This is a genomic window from Parachryseolinea silvisoli (genome assembly GCF_021190955.1).
In the GTDB taxonomy this organism is placed as follows: domain Bacteria; phylum Bacteroidota; class Bacteroidia; order Cytophagales; family Cyclobacteriaceae; genus Ohtaekwangia; species Ohtaekwangia silvisoli.
Map to the genome: position 1 here is coordinate 1489036 of NZ_JAIOAO010000002.1, position 19577 is coordinate 1508612.

Annotated in this window: 16 protein-coding genes; 6 read left to right on the forward strand and 10 right to left on the reverse strand. The window is 52.5% G+C overall.

Annotation, left to right across the window (positions count from 1 at the left end):
• The first annotated feature begins 11 nt into the window (after positions 1–11).
• Both K7P01_RS16240 and K7P01_RS16245 read left to right on the forward strand, forming a co-directional pair.
• A complete protein-coding gene (locus K7P01_RS16240) occupies positions 12–353 on the forward strand; it encodes an ArsR/SmtB family transcription factor (RefSeq protein ID WP_267294871.1) in 342 nt (113 codons plus the stop codon).
• Positions 331–837: an SRPBCC family protein gene (locus K7P01_RS16245; protein ID WP_267294873.1), complete on the forward strand. Its 507-nt coding sequence runs from the start codon at positions 331–333 to the stop codon at positions 835–837. The genes K7P01_RS16240 and K7P01_RS16245 overlap by 23 nt, the downstream gene beginning before the upstream one ends.
• Before the next feature lie 83 nt (positions 838–920).
• On the opposite strand, the gene K7P01_RS16250 is transcribed toward K7P01_RS16245, so the two are convergent.
• Positions 921–1829 (reverse strand): TIGR01777 family oxidoreductase, encoded by a 909-nt coding sequence (locus K7P01_RS16250; protein WP_267294876.1) that lies wholly within the window; start codon positions 1827–1829, stop codon positions 921–923.
• Between the two features lie 10 nt (positions 1830–1839).
• Positions 1840–2649 carry a DCC1-like thiol-disulfide oxidoreductase family protein gene (locus tag K7P01_RS16255; RefSeq protein ID WP_267294878.1) on the reverse strand — a complete coding sequence of 270 codons (810 nt, stop codon included), beginning with the start codon at positions 2647–2649 and terminating at the stop codon, positions 1840–1842.
• Between the two features lie 189 nt (positions 2650–2838).
• Between K7P01_RS16255 and K7P01_RS16260 the strand changes: the two genes are divergently transcribed.
• Positions 2839–3237 carry a VOC family protein gene (locus K7P01_RS16260; protein WP_267294880.1) on the forward strand — a complete coding sequence of 133 codons (399 nt, stop codon included), beginning with the start codon at positions 2839–2841 and terminating at the stop codon, positions 3235–3237.
• Positions 3238–3240: 3 nt separating this feature from the next.
• Here the strand turns inward: K7P01_RS16260 and K7P01_RS16265 are convergent, their stop codons facing one another.
• The 8 genes from K7P01_RS16265 to K7P01_RS16300 form a co-directional block, all read right to left on the reverse strand.
• Positions 3241–5892: an ABC transporter permease gene (locus K7P01_RS16265; RefSeq protein ID WP_267294882.1), complete on the reverse strand. Its 2652-nt coding sequence runs from the start codon at positions 5890–5892 to the stop codon at positions 3241–3243.
• 146 nt (positions 5893–6038) lie between these two features.
• Entirely contained in the window at positions 6039–6788 is a 750-nt protein-coding gene (locus tag K7P01_RS16270; RefSeq protein ID WP_267294884.1) for an SDR family oxidoreductase, read from the reverse strand.
• Between the two features lie 78 nt (positions 6789–6866).
• Complete coding sequence (locus tag K7P01_RS16275) at positions 6867–7439, reverse strand: Crp/Fnr family transcriptional regulator (protein ID WP_267294886.1); 573 nt, start codon at positions 7437–7439, stop codon at positions 6867–6869.
• Positions 7436–8317 carry a hypothetical protein gene (locus tag K7P01_RS16280; RefSeq protein WP_267294888.1) on the reverse strand — a complete coding sequence of 294 codons (882 nt, stop codon included), beginning with the start codon at positions 8315–8317 and terminating at the stop codon, positions 7436–7438. Before K7P01_RS16280 ends, K7P01_RS16275 begins: the two co-directional genes overlap by 4 nt.
• Before the next feature lie 87 nt (positions 8318–8404).
• Positions 8405–10756 (reverse strand): ABC transporter permease, encoded by a 2352-nt coding sequence (locus K7P01_RS16285; RefSeq protein WP_267294890.1) that lies wholly within the window; start codon positions 10754–10756, stop codon positions 8405–8407.
• An 85-nt stretch (positions 10757–10841) separates the two neighbouring features.
• Positions 10842–12428: an ABC-F family ATP-binding cassette domain-containing protein gene (locus K7P01_RS16290; protein ID WP_267294892.1), complete on the reverse strand. Its 1587-nt coding sequence runs from the start codon at positions 12426–12428 to the stop codon at positions 10842–10844.
• Positions 12429–12547: 119 nt separating this feature from the next.
• Positions 12548–13195, reverse strand: a complete 648-nt coding sequence (locus tag K7P01_RS16295; RefSeq protein WP_267294894.1) for a response regulator transcription factor — start codon at positions 13193–13195, stop codon at positions 12548–12550.
• Positions 13179–15167 (reverse strand): ATP-binding protein, encoded by a 1989-nt coding sequence (locus K7P01_RS16300; protein ID WP_267294896.1) that lies wholly within the window; start codon positions 15165–15167, stop codon positions 13179–13181. The genes K7P01_RS16295 and K7P01_RS16300 overlap by 17 nt, the downstream gene beginning before the upstream one ends.
• 151 nt (positions 15168–15318) lie before the next feature.
• On the opposite strand from K7P01_RS16300, the gene K7P01_RS16305 reads away from it, so the two are divergent.
• The 3 genes from K7P01_RS16305 to K7P01_RS16315 all read left to right on the forward strand — a co-directional run bounded on the left by K7P01_RS16305 (position 15319) and on the right by K7P01_RS16315 (position 19556).
• The gene (locus K7P01_RS16305; RefSeq protein ID WP_267294898.1) at positions 15319–15807 is read left to right on the forward strand and encodes a hypothetical protein; all 489 of its coding nucleotides are present in this window, start codon (positions 15319–15321) and stop codon (positions 15805–15807) included.
• A gap of 195 nt (positions 15808–16002) precedes the next feature.
• Positions 16003–16536 (forward strand): C40 family peptidase, encoded by a 534-nt coding sequence (locus tag K7P01_RS16310; RefSeq protein WP_267294900.1) that lies wholly within the window; start codon positions 16003–16005, stop codon positions 16534–16536.
• Between the two features lie 311 nt (positions 16537–16847).
• A complete protein-coding gene (locus K7P01_RS16315) occupies positions 16848–19556 on the forward strand; it encodes a PQQ-dependent sugar dehydrogenase (RefSeq protein ID WP_267294902.1) in 2709 nt (902 codons plus the stop codon).
• Positions 19557–19577 lie beyond the last annotated feature (21 nt).

Here is a 19577-nt window from a genome sequence, read left to right on the forward strand (position 1 = left end):
ACATATCACCTATGCGCAGAGATGTATTTCAGGCCATTGCCGACCCCACCCGGCGAGAGATTATTGGTATGCTGGCATACCAAAAGATGAATTTGAATGCTGTTGCGGACCACTTTTCGATTAGCCGCCCCGCCATTTCCAAACACATCAAGATGTTGACGGAATGCGGTCTGGTAGTTATCGAGCAGCAAGGGCGTGAACGGTACTGCACCGCAAGTCTCGGACAGTTAGGTGAGGTATCTGACTGGATTGAACAGTACCGGCAGTTCTGGAACACCCGCCTGGATAATTTAGATAAGTATTTAGCGAAAACACAAAAACAAAAGAAACATGCAAAGCGCAAGTCAGATTAAAGAATCCGTGTTGGCCTTGACGCGTCAATACAACTACCCGGCAGAGGCTGTGTTTAATGCCTTTACAGAAGCGGACGCCCTTGCCGAATGGTGGGCGCCCTCCGACATGTTCAACGTTTCAGCCCTAAGCCTCGATTTTAAACCCGATGGACTATTCCGTTTTAGAATGGACACCGGGCAGGGATCCCTGTGGGCGAGGTTTGTCTTTGGTAACATCCGTCGGCATGACCTGATCGAATTCATTCTCTCGTTTACGGATGAAAACGGTACGGTAACGCGGGCACCATTCTTTGACTCATGGCCCCTGGAAATATTTGTACGCGTTACATTGAAAGAAGAAAAAGGAATAACGACGCTGACGCTCGAAAGCTCTCCTCACAACGCGACACAACAAGAGCTCGATACCTTTGAGAAAAACAAAGACAGCTTCCGTCAGGGAACAGAAGCATCTTTGCAACGCCTGGAACAAATCCTGGTACGATAAGGCTATTAAGATCTGCAAGCATTAAACGAAAGAGCCCGGGGCAACTCGCCGGGCTCTTTCGGTGTGAGGTGTGTATACTACGATCAGCAAAGATTCTGTAGCGCCTGTTCAATGGTTGGAAAGCGGAAGCGATAGCCGGCTTGTAGCAAACGCGCCGGAACAACCCGCCTGCTCTTTAAGATCAATTCGGTCTCCGTTTGAATGAGGCGAGCGCCGATGGCCAGGAGCCAAGCAGGCAGTGGTATACCAACGGGCATACCTGTCGCCCTGCGCAGCGCACGCATGAAGAGTTTATTCGGAACAGGTTCCGGTGCGGTGACATTGTATACTCCTGTGGCTTCCAGATGCCGTACCAAAAAGTCCACGATCTGCACAAAGTCTGTTTCGTGCAGCCAGCTGCAATATTGATTACCGCTACCTTGCCTGCCGCCAGCTCCCAGTTTTGCCAACATTTTTAAGGGCCGCAAGGGCCCACCCTGATGACCGAGCACAATGCCCGTGCGCAATAGGATCTTGCGTGTTTCGGGTGTTTCAACACTGTTAAAGACGGCCTCCCATTTTTGGCAAACATCTACCGAAAAGCCTGTTCCTGTTTCGCCTGTGTATTCATCCATCTCGCGATCTTCTGCATAGCGATAAATTGTGGCAGAAGCAGCATTGAGCCACACCTTGGGGGGAGTCTTCGCTCGCTGTATGGCGGCGCCCAGTATGGCCGTGGCATCGAGGCGGGTGCTGTAGATCAGCCGTTTATTTTCTTCTGTATAGCGACAGTCGACAGACCGGCCATTCAGGTTTACAACAACATCCGCACCTTCCAGTGTAGTGGCCCACGGCCCGGGGTTCTTTCCATCCCACGATACATACTGCACCGCGCCCTGTTGCCGTGTGGCTCCTCGTGTCAGGATAGTAACCTGCCATCCGTTGGCTTCATAATGCCGGGCCAGGCAGTTTCCCAGAAAGCCCGTTCCGCCGGCAATTACAATCTTCTTCATATAAGCAGCATTAGAAAATGAGTCCGAGTACGATAAAGCGATATAGCACCCAGGTAAAACACACTACCCAGGGCAGCTCCAGTATTTTAACACGACGATAGTGCTCCAGGAACATCACTGCTACGACCATTAGAAAATAGATTGTATAGGGTAGGGGCGTGGTAATGATGTCGCGGAGTAAGAGGGCGGGTAATAACAGCAGTGCACCCAGCAGTGATACGGTCATCATATTGCCCAGATAGTGTATCCACCGCTGCCGGTTTAACATGCCAACAACAACTCCCTGAAAGACAAGCTGTCCGCCGCATACCAGAAATTCACGTCCGAAAGTAGAGGCCGGCACCAGCGGTACGAGCAGCCGTGTATAGTTTGTCAGCACCAGGGATGCCACCAGGCAGGTTAGCAGAATATAGACCCAACGATAACCGTAGTGCATGGACGGCGTGCACGTATTGATACCTTCAAAGACCTTACCCGGCGCCACAACCTTCCGGTTGTAGGAAATGAAGAAGTAGAGTTTACCGACAAGCCAGCGCAATGCCCGCACCCGTGTGAACAAGTGAAAAACAGGAAAGCGATTTGCCAGCACGGCCACAACGGCATCCGCACCGTAAGCAACCGTGTGGTCGCGGTGGTTGACCAGGGCTATTTCATTGCGCGCGCGGTCCCAATCGACACCTTCTATTTTCCCAACAGAATCGTTGTAAGGTTTACGTCCCTTTTCCTCCAGCATACCTGCCGCCACGAAGGCGCGGGTATAGTTTACGCACAGGGGACATTCGTTGTCGTACAGGATGGTGTGATCTTCAAGCGTCTTCATAAGAATCGGTTTTAATACCGCTGCATCCTTATTTACGATAAAGATATTATTAAAGTTTTGAATTTTCAGACTTTTCTGAAAGTTTCTGAACTTAGGTGACCTGGCAAAATGGTCAAAATGCCGGCTTTAGGCGATTGGGTGTCTCTGAAAGACCGTCGGTTGGGATGTTACGAGGAAAAATCGTAGGTTATGATCATGAAAAATCCCTTCAAACCCGCCGGTTACAATTCCGTTTCGCCCTATTTTGTTTCGAGCGACGCAAAGAAGTTTGCGGACTTGATGCAGCAGCTATTCCAGGCCACCGCGCTGCGCAAATTTGATCGTCCGGATGGTACGATCATGCACCTGGAATTGCGCCTGGATGATTCCGTGCTCATGGTAAGCCAGGCCTCTCAACAATTTGGAGCAGTAACCCACATGATGCATGTGTACGTCGCGGATGTCGACGCTGTTTATAAAAAGGCGTTGGCGCTGGGTTGCCAATCGCTTGGCGAGCCCGTGCAAAAAGAAGATGATCCCGACCGCCGCGGTGGTTTCACGGACTTCGATGGCAATCAGTGGTACGTGTCTACGCAGGTGACCGAATGACAGTTACTCCGATCGAAGCACCTTTACAGGGTTGACCGTAGCGCCCTTGATCACTTGGACGCTCACGGTAAGGAGTGTTATGCCCGTAAGTGCCACAACCGGTACAACGAACAGATCCCACGGTAGCCCGATGCGGTAAGCAAATCCCTGCAGCCAACGATCAACGCCCCACCACACCATGGGTACGGCAAGGACGGCGGCCACCCCAATCAATAGTAAAAACTGCCGGCAGAGTAAATACACAATACTGCCGATGGAGGCTCCCAGCACTTTGCGCACGCCAATCTCTTTTAGCTTTAGGGATGTGGTATACGCAGCAAGTCCCCAAAGGCCCAGACACGAGATTGCTACTGCCAGGCAGGCAAACACGCCGAAGATATTACCAAACTGACGGTCGCTTTTATACTGCGCGTTAAAGGAATCGTCCAGGAATTGATATTCGTATGGATCGGCCGGCATCAGCTTTTTATACAGGTCGCCAATCGCTTCGGTTGACGCCTGTATGGAGCCACCCTCCAGGCGAATGGAAACAGCGCGCGGTACAATAGTGTCGGCCAGGAAGAGGAACGGAACGTGTGCCTGGCGCAGGGAGTTCCAATGGTAATTTTTAAGTACTCCTGTCACCGTGGCTGTATCCCGATCCAGGAGAATTTGTTGTTGAAGGGCCTCTTCGGCCGTATGAAATCCTAATGCCGACAGTGCTGCTTCATTGATGATAACGGACTGCATGCTGGAACGTACGCGTGGATCAAAGTTTTTACCGCTGACAATATCAATGTCATAGGTAGAAATAAAGTCGGGGTCGATCCAGACAATGCTGCTGAGCCGGGCATCGCCGGCCGGTGTGGAGCGCTGACGGATGCTAGCCCCCCAGTTGTGTTCCTGTCCCGGTACAGCGCCCGAGGTGGCGATAGCGTTTACGCCCGGGATCTTTTGTGCTTCTTCTTTAAAGAGTGCCAGTCGTTGCTTGGCTTCCGTCCACGGAAGTGTGCCCGGTCCGGCGACAATTAACATCTGGTCGGTTTGCATGCCCTTGTCTTGCGCTTGCATAAAACCAATCTGCCGGTATACGGCCAGCGTACCGGCCATCAGGATAAGCGATGCCGCAAACTGAAAAACAACCAGACCCTGACGCAGCGAGAACCGTCCCGTGCGGCCCGCGCCTTTCAGGCCTTGCGTTATCCGAAACGACGACAGTACAAATGCCGGATATAGGCCCGACGCCAGTGTGCCGCACGCGAGCAGAATGCCAAGGGTTAGCCAAACCCGCGGATCATTGAATCGAAACGCAAGCGCTTTACCCGTGACACTCGCCAACGGCGGCATCAACAACGTAGCCAAACCAACCGCTAACACCAACGCGATGGCATTGATCACAAACGACTCGATTAGAAACTGCATGACCAGCTCGCCGCGGATAGCGCCAATAGTCTTTTTGATACTTACTTCACGTGCGCGTTCCAATGCACGGGCGGTTGACAAATTGATGTAGTTGATCCAGGCTATAAAAAGAATGAAGGCGCCAATCACACCAAAGAAATATAAGGTCTGAGGTCCCACAGTTTCGACGTCGTGCCGCAGGCCGGGTGTCAGGTGGATCGTGTGTACGGGTTGCAGATCCATCTCCATACGGCCATTAATTTCTTTCACCTTGGGATCCAGGTAGCGATGACAGAAGTCCGGTAGTTTTCGTAACGCGACGTCGCGCGAAATATTCTCGCGTAGCAATAGATACGTTTGAAAGTTATTCCAGCCCCACCCGTCTTCCTGACTATATTGCCGGCCGGTAAGCATGTTATGCATCGGGACCAGGATGGTGAAGTCAAAGTGCGAGTTCTGCGGTATATCTTCCAGAACAGCGGTTACCGTATAGTCACCCTTCATGCGTCCACCCGCCAGCTGGAGTGTTTTGCCGAGCGCCTCGTCGTTACCAAAATACTTGCGTGCTATCGCATGCGTGATGACAATATTATTCGGAGCATCCAGGGCGGTGGCGGTGCTCCCTTCGATCGTGGAAAATGTAAACGCGTGCAGAAATGTCGAGTCAACGGCGAGGATATGATTTTCGTGAAAGGCCTGGGACTCACCGGTGGAGGAATGATAGCTTAAGACACCGGCATCTTCATGTGTGCGGATATAGGTCTCCACTTCCGGAAACTCGTCCGCCAGGGCAGGCCCTAGCCCATACGTCGTCTTCGGGGTGGGGCCCATGGCTTCACCTTCTTTATGAAGCTGACGGGTTATCCGGTAAAGAGAGCCTGTGCGGGTGTGAAAGGTATCGTAACTGGTTTCAAAATCAATATAGTGCAGAATCACCAGGCATGCCGCCACGCCTGTGGCCAAACCCAGGATGTTGATGCTCGAAAAAGTTGCGCGCTTCCATAGGTTGCGAAACGCAAGCGTAAGATAGTTTTGAATCATGGCAAGACTGAGGTAAGACCGTGGAGTATGACGACTACGATGAAAGAACTTAATATACTCGGGGCGCAGGTAACGAATTACACACCCCGCAAATTTCCAGCGGGCCGCGGCAGGCGACTGATCGTGTTGTTTTTCAAAAAGCTCCGTAAGATCCCCTTCCACCTCATCGAGGTAGTCTTCGCGACAAAACCATCGCAGAAATTTTAACGGATACCGGGGCGGCAGAACAGGCATATTTCCTTAGCAAACGTGAATATAACTCATTAGTTTCACTTTCGTTAAGTAAATAATAACAATCCCATAAAAAAGCCCGTTTTCGGACATTGCATATCTATGCAAACCCAAAAACGGGTGATACCTCATTTGGCGCGAGCCTACGATCACACCAACACCCAACCTCCGTCCACCACAACAGTCTGGCCCGTAGTATACGGCTGTTTCATCAGGTATAAATACGTCAGCGCAATCTCTTCCGGCCCGGCCACCATCTTCACCGGCAGCGTATTCGCCGTCGCGGTATACATGCCGTCGCGTTCTTCTTTCGTCATTGCGGACCACAGATCGGTCTTCACGATCCCGGGCGAAACAATGTTCACGCGGATCGGTGCAAGCTCTACCGCCATTGCCCGGGTAAATCCCTCCATCGCACTACAGATGGAAGCACCGAGTGACCACCCCTTGCCGGGACGTTCCGCCGCTACCCCGCTGGTGAGTGTAATGGCCCCCCCTTCACGGAGTGAGGCTGCCCCATACTTTATCGACAGGAACGCACCCCAGTAGCGTATAGTAAAGTAGTTGCGGGCAAAGGATGTATCCGTTTCAGTTATGTTGCTTAGACTAATATTCTCGCCGGCGGTATAGACCAGGTGGTCGAAGGCGCCGATAGTCGCGAAGAAATTTTTAATAGCCTCTTCGTCCGATAGGTCCAGCGTATAGCCGGTGGCCGTAGCCGGTAACGTTTTTAATGCTTCGTCCACGCGCCTGGGGTTGCTGGAGCCGATCACGACGATGGCGCCTTCTGCCGCTGCCGCCTGGGCTACTGCCAGCCCGATGCCGGCGCTGCCGCCCAGCATGATAACCCTCTTTCCCGCCAGTGTAAACCGATTGGCCTGTTTGTCAGATGTGTCCATGATTGTCCTTTGTTTTGTTTTCACAAAGGTCCGTCGGCACGGGGAGGAAGGATTTACCAAATGGTAAAAACGAAAGGCCTATCGCAGATTCCTGCGAATGCGGCTGAGCGACTGTTGCGTAATTTCCAGATAGGAGGCGACATCGCTCAGGGGTACCTGCAGAGCAATGTCGGACTGTTGCATCAGAAACAGTTTGTAGCGGGTTTGGGCATCGTGGCCCAGGTAGGTGTTGCGTATGCGGATCTTGTCGAGCAGCGCTTGTTGCCGAATCTGGTCGATGAGGCGCTCCAGGTAGGGTATCTTGCTGTATAGATCGAGCAGGGCGGTCTTGCTGATGCTAAAGACTTCGCAGGGGCACGCCGCGATGATATCTTCTTCGGCTACCGACTCGTTCAGAAAGCTTTCGAGGATGGTACAAAATTGATTTTGCCGAAGGAAGTAGTGGAGCACCCGGGTACCTTTCTCGTTGGTCACGACGATCTTCAACACGCCCCGGCGAACAAAAAACATTTCCCTGCATACATATCCGCCGGGGAATAAGACTTCGCCCTCGGCAAAAGACTTTGACGCAAAGGTGGCTTCTATCAATGCCTGGTCCTCGGGCGAAATGTCGGTGAAGAGCTCCAGAAACGCGATCAGCTCGTTTCTCATCGTGTTGCTTCTTCGTCGGGGTCTTCTTCGTCGTCGAATTCTTCTTCCTCTTCGTCGTAAGCCTCTTCATCTGTGGGACTAAGGCGCCAGAGGCCATAGGGGTTCTCGAACAGCTCGTCGCCGGAGTGTGGTTGGTCGTGTATCGCGTACATGTCAAAGGCGCTCTCCTCCGAGTTCTCGAGCTGCAGCTCGAAAATAAAACCTTCGTCCGGAAATTCCGGTTTGTCCAATACCTGAAAGGTATTGAACTCAATGGCCAGCTCGGCGCCGCCTTCGAATTCGAGCCCCTGTACCATTACGTCTTTCATGCCGAGATTGTGCATCCCCCGCGAGTACGTTGTTTGTTTGCCGTCATTGACGGCCGGGTGTACAAACATCGCCATGAGGTCCACATTATTGTCGGCGTATTGATTTTCCGGGTGCAGGCGCTCAACAAGGTGTTCCCATTCACTTCGGGTAAAGGCTATACCCGACGACTCCACCTTTACGCCCACGCCGCCGCCATTCAGTATCGCGATGGCGGCTGCGGCGATGGCACCCGCCGTAGTGAAGCTACCGGTCTCGCCAACAACGTAGGTGATATGCGTATGCTGATCGATGATGTCGAGAAATTCATCGTCGACGCGCCGGTATTCATCGAAGAGCGCAGCCGTCGCAAACGACTCGCGCAAGCCGTCGTTCCGGTCCTGAATCACGACTTCGTAGGTATCGCCGGTCCGGAGGTTTTTGAGAATACCGTTCTGAAGCTCAAAAGTGCCCTGGTTGGTTGAATGGATTGCGCCAATAAGGGCCTCCCGGCTGTCCCACTTCCCCGGTATACCCAGGACGGTTTTAGGCTTACGAATACTCTTTTTTGAACTCTGACGCAGTTGGGCCATGGGGTAAGGGGGTATACAAACAGATTAACGCCCCAAATAAAATAAACGCCAGGCACGTATAGTGAGTTGTCGCGATATTTTTTTCTGTCAGTCGTGCCGCAGGTGCTGTATGGGGTTGGTGCGGATGGCGGTGATCGCCACCGATCCCACGGTAATCCAGGTGATCGCCAATGGCGCCAGCCCCCCGATGGCGAAATACCAGGCGCTCAGCGGTGCGGTATAGGCAAACGTCGCGAGCCACGCGCGTGCTAACAGGTAGCTTACCGGCAGCGCGAGCACAATCGCCATACATACCGGGCGCGAAAAGCCATTCAATAACAGCAGCATAACCTCCCGTCCGCTGGAACCCAATACTTTGCGAATACTGATCTCTTTTTTCCGGGTTTCCAGCGTAAAGACCGCAAGGCCCAGTAGTCCAAGGCACGATATAATAATGGCGAGGCCCGCAAAATATTTGGACAAAACTGATATTCGTTGCTCTGATGCGTATTGCTGCGCATAGACCTGGTCGATAAAATGATAACGAAAAGTAAATCCAGGATTATAGGTCGTATAGAGCTTCTGCAGATAGTCGATGGTTTGCTCTTCCTTTCCGGGCTGCATCCGAACCCACAGCGTCAGACTTTGGTTGGGCACTAATGCCAGGGCCATCGGTTTAATCACTTCGTGTAGTGATTGGACGTGGAAATTTTTCACGACGCCGATCACTTCCCTGCCGTCAATGACCTTGCCCACCACATGGTCTTCACCCATCGCGTCCACCGCGGCCTCGTTCAGAATCCATCGGTTGGTTTGCCCTGCATCCTGTTGCCGCAAAAAGCTCCGGCCTTCTTTGACTTTTAAGCCAAGTGTTTCGATCATATCAAAACTTACCTGAAGTGATTGGCAGGTTATTGTCTTGCCCCGGTGGGTAAAGGAACCGGATATGCCCGTGGCTTCGCCGGTAAGGTACCCCATCATGCCCGAGGCCTGTACAACGCCCGGAAATCGCTTGACTTCTGTTAGAAATGCATCCGTCTTTTCCACCAGCGCCCCGTCGATATCAAAGTATAACAGATTGTTTTTTTGATATCCCAGGTCTTTGGATTGGACGAAGGCAATTTGTTTGTAGATGATGATGACGGCAATGATAAAAATGATCGACGCGGTAAATTGGAAAACAACGAGTCCCTGGCGTACCATGTTCCCCGCGCGTGGGCCGATTGCTTTTCCTTTCAGCGCCTTTACAGGGTCGATGCCTGACAGGTATAGTGCGGGGTAAATTCCTGCCAATATACCGGTCGTGAAGGTAATGGCCATCAGGCTCAGAACAAACCGATATGTCGGCGCCAGTGTCAGGTGTTTTTGCGTGACCACGTTAAAGTTTGGAAGGATCCATTTAACCAGAAGCAATGCTACGGCAAGGGAAAGCAGGGTCAGGAATATCGTCTCGCCGAGCTGCTGCACCGTGAGCGACGTGCGGCTGGCGCCCACCGTTTTTTGAATGCCGATCTGTTTTACACGTTGCGTGGCGCGTGCTGTAGAGAGGTTGATAAAATTGATACTGGCCACGGTCACGATACAAAGCGCAATGATGCCAAACATGATCACATAGTTAATCCGGCCACCGTCTGGTTTGCCGTTGGTATACTGGCCATAGAGGTAATTGTCGGAGTATTGCTTCAAAAAAAGAATGCTGGTGGCGGCGTTGTCCTTTGACTGAATATAGGTGCTGAGCTTCTGGTTGACGATGTCAAGGTTGCTGTTGTCTTTTAGTAATACATAGGTGAAGAAAGGTTCCGGGCGTGTCCAGTTGGGTGGACCAGGTTTTACGATCTCCTGAAATTGCGCAAAGGGCAGCACCAGGTCAAACTGCTCGGACGAGTTGGCAGGCAGATCCTGAAATACACCGGCCACTACTACGTCTTGTTGTATCGATAGCAGGGAATAAGAAAATGTTTCTCCGATCGGTGCCGGGTTGTTGCCGAATAACGTTTTGGCCAGCGTTTGGGATATTACAACCGAGTATTTTTCTTTTAATACCTGCCCGGGCGCACCCGCCACCAGCGGATAGGAGAACATGTTAAAGAAGTCCTCACTGGCGAATTTAACAATACCTTTTACGTGTTGTCCGCGTACAGCGAGCGTGAATTCCGGAAAGAAGTTCGGAGGCGTGGCCACGGCGGCCATCGCCACTTCGGGTATATCTGCTTTTAACGCTTGCGCCAGGAAGGTGGGCGTCTGCCCGCTGGTTTGAATGCCGTGGTCGGTCGGTTGGTGGTACATGGCCTGATAGAGCTGGGGTGTATGGTATTGGTCGAACGAGAGCTCGTCGGCAACCCACAGGTAGATCAGGATGACGCTGGTCAGTGCGGTGGAGAAGCCGATGGTATAGATCAGGAAAGTACTTTTTGAACGCAGGGCGTTGCGATAAAAGACGGTGAGGAACTGCTTGAACATAACACTTGGTTTAGGTAAGAGATTGCCTGTAACGGGAGTAATGCGGGCCCGGTGAAAAAGTCACAGAGCCCGCAAATAATTGCTATTATACTGCTATTTCGCGCTCCACGCGCACCTGTTCCAGGAAATGTTTGTCATGTGAAACGACTATGAGCGTGCCTCGGTAGTCCCGCATCGCGGCAATCAGGATTGCTATATTCTGCATATCGAGGTTGTTCGTCGGCTCATCCAGGACAATCATTTCGGGGGCCTGGTTGCTGATCGTCAGGCAGCACAACATCAGCCGCATCTTCTCGCCGCCGCTGAGCGCGCGACACGGTTTATCCCAGGCATCCTTCGAAAACAAAAAACGGTTCAGTCGTATTTTGATCTCGTGCTCCGGCAGCTTACTGTCATTTGCGCGTTGTGCCTGTTCAAGAACGGTTAAGGAAAGATCAATCAAGGAATAATCCTGGTCAATATAAACCGGCCTGATCGCAGCACGATATAGCGTGCCGGCATTCGGCTGTATTTCACCCAATATGATCTTTGTTAAGGTGGTCTTGCCCGAGCCATTGCGGCCTACCAGGGCAACGCGCTCACCACTGGTCAGCAGGAGGCTTACAGGCTGTTGCCAAAGTGTTCGGTCCTCGTAAGCGAAGTTAATATCATGCGCTTCCAGCAACCGCTTGCCATGGTGCAGATTGGCATCACCCAGGTTTATCTTCATCTTATCGATGTCCGGTATTTCCTGCCGAAGCGTTGAAAGCTCCTGGGCAATGTTCTGGATCTTGTCGGCGTGCACATCTTTCATACGCGAGGTGCTCTTCTCTGCGTTGTTGCGAAACGTATTCATGGAGATGGTGGGCAGGCCGGCCTTCTCCTGTTTCTTTTTGCCGCGGGCATCCAGTCGTTGCTTTCGTTCGAGTGATTCGCGCTCGACTTCTTTTGCTTTGCGTAAGGCCTTTTCTTTGCTTTTCAGGTCGTGTTGCAATGCGTCTCCGGCAATCTCCTTTTGTTCGGTATAGAAATCATAATCGCCGCCGTAGCGGGTGAGGCCGCGTCGTTCTAACGCATAGACGAGCGGTAACAATCGTAATAATGTCTGATCGTGACTGACTACGACCAGGCTGTGATCGGTCGTGGAGACATAGTGGTATAATTGTTCGCGGCTGGTAGTGTCGAGGTGGTTGCTGGGCTCATCGAGCAGGACCACGTCGGGTTGATGGATGGCAATGCCCGCCAGGAACACCCTGGTCTTTTGCCCGCCACTGAGTGAGCCGATCTTGCGATGTAATAAAGTACCCTCGAGGTCCCAGGCCGCAAAGGCTTCGCGACAGCGTTCTTCTATCAGCCAGTCGTCGTTCAGCGCTGCCAGATGCTCATCGGTGGCCCGGCCGGCTATGATCTCTTGTAAGGCCAGCAACGGGCGGTCCACGTGCAGCGCTTCGGCTACGGTCATGTCATTGAACTGTCCGGTGTGCTGCGGTACGTAATAGGGTTTTGTCTCTTGGCGGATGGTGCCGGAAGCGGGGCGTAGTTGTCCGGCCAACAGCTGTAGTAGTGTTGATTTGCCGGCACCGTTGTTGCCAATGAGCGCGATCTTGTTGTGGGCATGAATGGCGAGATCGACATTTTCAAATAGACGATCGCCGTTCGGGTGTATGTACGATACACGATTGAGCGTCAGCATAATTTCTTTCGGTAAAAAGTGAAACAAGGAAAGCCCGGGAGGGCTTCATTTAGAACCGATGGAAGAAATACTGACTACACGCTTATATTAATTCGTTGAGATGCAAATATACAAAATTCTCAAATCAGTTGCAGCTGGGCTGCCAGGCGGATGAGCGCCGCGGCATTGTTTACGTCAAACTTCTGCATCAGGTTGCGCCGGTGCGTTTCAATCGTAAACGGACTTACCAGCAGCTCGGCGGCGATGTCGGCGCTGGTCTTGCCGTCGGCAATCAATCGTAAAATTTGCTTTTCGCGTTTGGTGAGCGGTGGCACGGCCTTCACTTGCGCGGCAGAGGGTTTGGCAATGATCTTTTTGATCTCGTCACTAAAGGCCATCTGTCCGCTCAGCGCTTCGCGCACACATTGCATTAGTTCCCGGGCGCTGACATTCTTCAGCAGATAACCACTCGCGCCGCTGGATAACATCTGCATGATGAGCGCGCGGTCGTTGTGGTTGCTGAATCCCAGAACACACGTATCGGGTGATTGGCTTTTTACTTTCTGACACAGCTCGACCCCATTGGTGTCGGGCAGCGTGATGTCGAGCAACGCCAGGGTTACCACGTGTTGTGCTCCGCGCAGGTGTTGCAGAAAGGCATCGCCGGTATGAAATTCCAGGAGTGTGGCGTGCGGCATTTCCTGGGCCAGGATGCGCCGGAGCCCTTCAATCACGACGGGGTGATCTTCCACCATGGCTATGTGCAACGTGTTATCGGGTTGTGACATCAAATTCAATGTTTATGGTGGTGCCCTCGCCGGGCGCAGATGTAATATCGAGCTTCCCGTTCAGGTATTCTACGCGGTTGCGGGCATTCGATAATCCGATGCCCGGTTTCGCTACCGCGGCCGGATCAAAGCCCCTGCCATTATCTTCCAGCGTAATGAAGAATCGCGTGCTGTTCTGGCTGCACTGCACGAGAATCTCGGTGGCCTGCGCATGGCGCACGGCGTTGGTGAGCAGCTCTTGTACAATGCGGTATATATTTATTTGTATTTCGGGATGTATGTCGCGGTGTATGCCGAAGGGTTGGAATACGACCGACGTTGTATCGGTGCTGAGGGAATCGCACATGTCTTTCAACGCGGGCTCAAGTCCCATGAGCAACAATGACTCGGGCATCATGTTCCGGGCAATCCGGCGCAGCTCGTTGGCGGAAACGTCGAGCTGCTCGATGACCTTCTGCAGTTGTGTGTCGGGATGCGATGTGTTGGTGGCCATGCGTGACAGGTTGATCTTGATACCGGCCAGCTGCCCGCCGAGGCCATCGTGTAGGTCGGCGGCCAGTCGTTTGCGCTCTTTCTCTTCGCCTTGCATCAGGGCGCGGGCGAGCTGTATCTGCTGTTGCTGCTCGGTGTCTTTTAGTTGCTGGCGGTAGTGTGCGCTACGTTGGCGATAGAGCACAACACCCAGCACAATGCTGACGAACAGAAACAACGAGAGGGCGCCCAGCAAACCGGCCAGCAGCCGGTTGTTGTGCAACTCGGTCGCCGCACGATCTTTCTCGGCTTGCAGCGCCGTGATCTTTCGCTCATTCTCGGCATGTTTGAATTTGTTTTCCAGTTCGGCAATGTCTTGCTGGAGCTGTTGCTCGTGCAGGCTGTCGCTGAGGGTGATATATTGTTGTGCGTACCGGAAGGCATCCCGGGTGTTGCCCAACGCCGCGTACGTGGCATACAGCTCTTTGTAATAAAGCTGTTTGTCGACGGTAAATACATGGGGGCTTTGTACCAATGCCGCTAATACAACAGCGGCCTTTTTGTATTCTTTTTGGTTGGACAATGCTTTGTACTTTGCATACAGCAACCGGTTGAGCGAGAGCACGGCCCCCAGCCTGGTGGCCAGGTCGATGCCTTTGTCCAGGCTTTTGACGGCTTCTGCGGATTGATTGATTTTATACAGGTAGACGCCTTCGGCAAAATAAAAGATCATGTAGAGGTTTGAGGCCGGGTAGGGCGCCAGGAGTGCGCGCGCATGGCTCAGTGTGTTGCGCGCGGAATCGTACCAATGCAGGTTAACAAAGTTCTCGCTGGTGTTGATGTAGGTTTCGATCAGTTCCGTAAGGTTGATCGGGTTGTCGCGTGGTGCCCGGCGTAGTGCGGCGATGGCTTGTTGCAGATATCCGGCGGCCTTTTCACGTTGGTTGGAGTTCATGAAGATGGTGGCGATGCCTTTGTAGCTTTTGCCTAACGCCAAAAAGTCGCCGGACTGTATGGCATGTTGCACCGCCTTGTTGGTGAAGGCTTCCAGCGCGCCCTTCTCATCGCCTTTCATTTGTTGCAGGATGCCGTAGTTGTTCCAGATGATGCTGCGCAATTTGTATGCTTCGGGATCATCGAAAGGCTGCAGCAGTGAGTCGCTGGTGATGAGATTCTTTTCAAGTGCGGCAATGTCGCCCGGTACGAACTCTACGATTGTCTTGTAGTAGTAGGACGCGGCGTTCAATAGTGGGTATTGCGTTGCGAGCTTGAGGCCTTGCTGCAGCGCTGCTTTACTTTTCTCCGCGTTGTTGATCCGCCGGTAGAGCAACGATAGCTTCAGATACTTATTGGCTTTGGTGCTGTCGTTGGTGGTGGCGGCGGCTTCCTGTTCCTGGCGGGCAATGTAGGCGCCTTCGTCGCCTAGCGAGTAACTTACCTGGCCGGAGGCGTGCAGTGTTAACGCGAGGGGTAAGCACAGGAGAAATATTCTGGATGACATGAAAGGGCAATTGAGATGACTGCGAAGAAACGAAATTTTTGTGTGATCCCCTCTACCAGAAAACCAGTAGAAAAAAACAGTGCTTTTGTGTGATTGATGTGGGGCATGTGGGTGCCTTACTTTGAAGGGTTCAAAAAACTCACTAGACAATATGAAAACATCTGTTCGTAATCTGTTCTTAGGTATGATGCTCACAACCGTATTATTGGCGTGTGGCAGTGATGATAGCAACGATCCGACACCGGGTGGAGACGGAAACCTGGGTACGTATGTTGGCAATATTCAAGTGTCGGACGATCCACAGACGGACCTGGGATATATTTTGAATGCCAGGGTAACGGTGAGTCATAGCGGCTCAACGGCTACTGTAAAGATCACGGGCGATCCTGGTTTTGATCGTGAGTATACCGGCACGTATACCTCGCAGGTTGAGGGCTATCATGACATCAATCTGACCAAGCAAACGAAGCCTGTTGAAAAAGTGGCGGGCGATCGTGTCTCGATTATCGACAATGAACTTACCGTCGTGATCAATCTTGCGGGTGATGAAGTGACCTTACGCGATAGTCCGTCGACAGACGCGACGCTCAAAATTTCGGGCAAGCTCCAGATGATCGGCACTGATCTGCTGAAGGAGTAAGGGTTTACTGCTTTTTAGCGAAAGGAGGCGTGAAAACGCCTCCTTTTTTATTTACAACGGCGCCTGTGTATGTCGGAAATATCTTTAAATGGCCGTAATGGCCGATGAAGCAACAAATTGTGTTTGTTTGTTTGAAATCTTACCTGGCAAAGCGTCGGGCGTCCCGTAAAACGTTGTTTGTGTTATCTTTGTAAGATGTTCACATCACTCGCACCTTATCTGTTCCCCCTTTTGCTTGCTTCGGGGCCTGGTCCGTCGCCCAAAGCACACGCGGGATTTGCACCACAGATCATGAGTCGTGTCGCTGCTGAGACTGTTGGCGCCAGCACCGGCGTGATTGATCGTACAGCGGTGATTACGTACGCCAAGACGCTTAAGGGCATTCGTTACAAGTATGCCTGTGCCGACCCGAAAGTGGGATTTGATTGCTCAGGTTTTGTGATGTATGTGTTCAACCATTTTCAAATTGACGTTCCGCGCAGCTCGGTTGACTTTACAAACAAAGGAACCACTGTCGAGCTTGCAGACGCCCGCCCGGGTGATGTTATTCTCTTTACCGGCACAAACAGCAAAGTACGGCGCGTGGGGCATGTGGGAATTGTTACACAAGCCGGCGATAGTTTGACGTTTATTCACGCCAGCTCCGGCTCCGCCCATGCCATCACCGAAACGAGGCTTATCCCGCATTATCAGAGACGGTTTATGAAGGTAATCCGCGTGCTGGAATAAGCAGCCTTCATTTTTTTACCAAAGTATATTTCTTAATCCAACCTTGACCGGTTTGTTGTTGTGCGCTGTGCGTCAACAGGCATAATTTTTTAATCTTTTCTTTTCCTGCTGTAAGGGCACGCTCTGTGACGTTTGCTATTAGTGTAATTTATAACCAGGCTCTATGGGAGTCTGAAGACTCTCTCCATACCCGGCACGAGTCTCCGCCCCGAGGCGGGGATAAGACTCGCGGCAGATGCTGGGGACAGCCGATTCATTTATTCAGTTTTCAACGAAAAATAATTAGATGAATAAAATTTACCCCTTTACAAATGATGAAATCCAACGTCTTTTTACCGGTGACATGCACGGGTGTGTTACTCTGCGTGATGGCATGCTGCATAAGCTTGTCGCTACGTGCGCAAACTTTTCCTGCCGGCTTTAGCCGGGTGCAAGTAGCCAGTGTCAGCAACCCAACTGTAATGGCTTTTGCGCCCGACGGGCGAATCTTTGTCGCACAGCAAAATGGCGTCCTGCGTGTTATTAAGAATGGAACGTTGCTGGCGACCCCGTTTTTACAGCTTACTGTAAATTCCAGTGGCGAGCGTGGCCTGATAGGCATTGCGCTCGATCCTAACTTTTCCACCAACCAATATATTTACTTGTATTATACATTGCCCGATGGTTCGCGCAATCGCATCAGCCGCTTTACCGGCAATGGTGATGTGGTGGTGCCCGGCAGCGAGGTGGTGGTGCTGAACCTCGATCCGCTCAGTAGCGCGACGAATCATAATGGCGGCGCCATGCATTTTAAGAATGGATTGCTGTATGTGGCGATCGGCGAAAATGCCAATGGCGCCAATGCGCAGAACCTCGATACTTATCACGGCAAGCTCCTACGCATCAATCCGAATGGATCTATACCGGCCGGTAATCCCTTTACTACTGGCTCCGAACAACGCCGGCGGGTTTGGGCTTATGGCCTGCGCAATCCGTATACCTTTGATATACAACCCGGCACCGGGCGCGTCTTTTTGAATGACGTAGGGCAAAGCACCTGGGAGGAGATAAACGACGCCACGACCGGCGGCCGCAACTTCGGATGGCCTACGGCCGAAGGGAACAGCACCAACGCCAATTTTACCAATCCCGTCTTTGCGTATCCGCATGGCTCCGGCGATGGCACGGGTTGCGCGATTACGGGCGGCGTATTCTTTAACCCGACCTCGACAAACTATCCGGCCCAGTACACCGGTCGTTATTTCTACCAGGATCTTTGCAACCGGTGGATCAATGTTCTTGATCTCTCCGGCGCCACGCCGGTTCGTTCGCCCTTCGCAACAGGGCTGGGCAACAATGCGCTGAGCATCGATGTAGGGCTGGATGGTAATCTATACTACCTCGAACGCAGCGCGGGCGCTTTGTTCCGGATCATTTATTCGGTGAACAATGCTCCCGCGATAGTTACGCAGCCTGCGAGTCAAACGGTAACCGCCGGCCAGCCGGTAACGTTCTCTGTCACGGCCACCGGTACGGCGCCGCTCAGCTATCAATGGCAGCGCAACAATGCAAACATTACCGGGGCCACGAGTGCCAGTTATACCATTGCCAATACACAAGCCAGTCATGCCGGTACCTATCGGGTCATTGTCTCCAATTCCGCGGGCAGCGTCACCAGCAGTAATGCGACACTCACGGTCAATGCCTTTAACGCGCCGCCAGAGGCACAGATCGTTACACCGGCGGCCGGGGCGTTGTATAGCGGCGGCCAAACCATTCAATTTTCGGGCAGCGCGACAGACCCTGAGCAGGGTACGTTGCCGGCCAGTGCTTTTACGTGGTTTGTGGACTTTCATCACGATACACACAACCACGATGGACCTCCGGTGGCATCGGGTGTCACGTCGGGGTCTTTTGTAATTCCTACGAGTGGTGAAACATCCGACAACGTATGGTACCGGCTATACCTGGTGGTGACAGATGCCGGCGGACTGCGCGATACCGTATACCGGGATATCCTTCCGCGTAAATCGACTATTACCCTGGTGACACAACCGGCGGGCATGCAGGTAACACTCGATGGTCAGCCCGTCACGACACCGATTTCCGATCTGAGTGTAGAAGGCATCGAACGTAGTATCGGCGTTGTGTCGCCGCAGACCTTCAACGGACAGACGTATGTCTTTGATCGGTGGCTTCATGGTGGGAGCGCCACCCAAACGATCGCTACACCGGTAAACGATGTGACCTACACGGCCGTCTACCGTGTGGACACCGGCTTGCGCAATCCCGATAATCCCCCCAGTACGGTGAGCGGTCTGGCGTATGCTTACTATGAAGGTACATGGACCGCGCTTCCGGACTTTTCAACATTGACGCCCGTGGAAGTTGGCGGTATTTATTCGCTTACGCTGGCACCCCGCAATCTGCAGTATAACTATGGCTTTCGGTACACCGGTTTTGTGAATGTGCCAGCCGATGGCAGCTATACATTTTATCTGAATTCCGACGACGGCAGCCGCTTGCTGATCGGCACTACGGTGGTGGTTAATAATGATGGTGTCCATACGGCACAAGAAGCCAGCGGCACGATTGGCTTGCGGCAGGGCAAACACCAACTTACGATACTGTACTTCCAGGCCATGAGCTCGGCTGTACTGACGGCGAGTTGGGCCGGCCCGGGCCTTACCAAGCAAGCCATACCCAACACGGCCTATTCGCGTCTGCCTGTATTACCCTCGCGGGCTATGGCATCGGTTGACGATGACATGCGTATGGAATCCACGGGCAGCCTGGTGACCTATCCTAATCCAGCCACGCGCGAGCTGTTTGTCGATCTCACGGCAGAGGAGCCTGGCGCTGTAAGCGTCAGCCTTGTAAGCTTGCACGGCCGCGTGGTGAAGTCACAGCACTTTGCTGAGCTGCCGGCCGGTGCGAAGTCGCTCACGCTGGAACTGGACGATGTCAGCAATGGGCTCTACCTTTTGCGCGTAGAGTACGCGGGTCAGGTGCGGTCGAAGACAATATCCGTGCTTCACTAAAAGTTTTTACCTTGTCTTAAG

What these genes read in the sequence shown, in the direction of transcription:
- K7P01_RS16275 (WP_267294886.1), bottom strand. Translation starts at nt 7,439, where the DNA reads ATGAGAAACGAGCTGATCGCGTTTCTGGAGCTCTTCACCGACATTTCG.
- K7P01_RS16265 (WP_267294882.1), bottom strand. Translation starts at nt 5,892, where the DNA reads ATGCCTGTTCTGCCGCCCCGGTATCCGTTAAAATTTCTGCGATGGTTT.
- K7P01_RS16245 (WP_267294873.1), top strand. Translation starts at nt 331, where the DNA reads ATGCAAAGCGCAAGTCAGATTAAAGAATCCGTGTTGGCCTTGACGCGT.
- K7P01_RS16305 (WP_267294898.1), top strand. Translation starts at nt 15,319, where the DNA reads ATGAAAACATCTGTTCGTAATCTGTTCTTAGGTATGATGCTCACAACC.
- K7P01_RS16300 (WP_267294896.1), bottom strand. Translation starts at nt 15,167, where the DNA reads ATGTCATCCAGAATATTTCTCCTGTGCTTACCCCTCGCGTTAACACTG.
- K7P01_RS16255 (WP_267294878.1), bottom strand. Translation starts at nt 2,649, where the DNA reads ATGAAGACGCTTGAAGATCACACCATCCTGTACGACAACGAATGTCCC.
- K7P01_RS16285 (WP_267294890.1), bottom strand. Translation starts at nt 10,756, where the DNA reads ATGTTCAAGCAGTTCCTCACCGTCTTTTATCGCAACGCCCTGCGTTCA.
- K7P01_RS16250 (WP_267294876.1), bottom strand. Translation starts at nt 1,829, where the DNA reads ATGAAGAAGATTGTAATTGCCGGCGGAACGGGCTTTCTGGGAAACTGC.
- K7P01_RS16295 (WP_267294894.1), bottom strand. Translation starts at nt 13,195, where the DNA reads ATGTCACAACCCGATAACACGTTGCACATAGCCATGGTGGAAGATCAC.
- K7P01_RS16280 (WP_267294888.1), bottom strand. Translation starts at nt 8,317, where the DNA reads ATGGCCCAACTGCGTCAGAGTTCAAAAAAGAGTATTCGTAAGCCTAAA.
- K7P01_RS16240 (WP_267294871.1), top strand. Translation starts at nt 12, where the DNA reads ATGCGCAGAGATGTATTTCAGGCCATTGCCGACCCCACCCGGCGAGAG.
- K7P01_RS16270 (WP_267294884.1), bottom strand. Translation starts at nt 6,788, where the DNA reads ATGGACACATCTGACAAACAGGCCAATCGGTTTACACTGGCGGGAAAG.
- K7P01_RS16260 (WP_267294880.1), top strand. Translation starts at nt 2,839, where the DNA reads ATGATCATGAAAAATCCCTTCAAACCCGCCGGTTACAATTCCGTTTCG.
- K7P01_RS16290 (WP_267294892.1), bottom strand. Translation starts at nt 12,428, where the DNA reads ATGCTGACGCTCAATCGTGTATCGTACATACACCCGAACGGCGATCGT.
- K7P01_RS16315 (WP_267294902.1), top strand. Translation starts at nt 16,848, where the DNA reads ATGATGAAATCCAACGTCTTTTTACCGGTGACATGCACGGGTGTGTTA.
- K7P01_RS16310 (WP_267294900.1), top strand. Translation starts at nt 16,003, where the DNA reads ATGTTCACATCACTCGCACCTTATCTGTTCCCCCTTTTGCTTGCTTCG.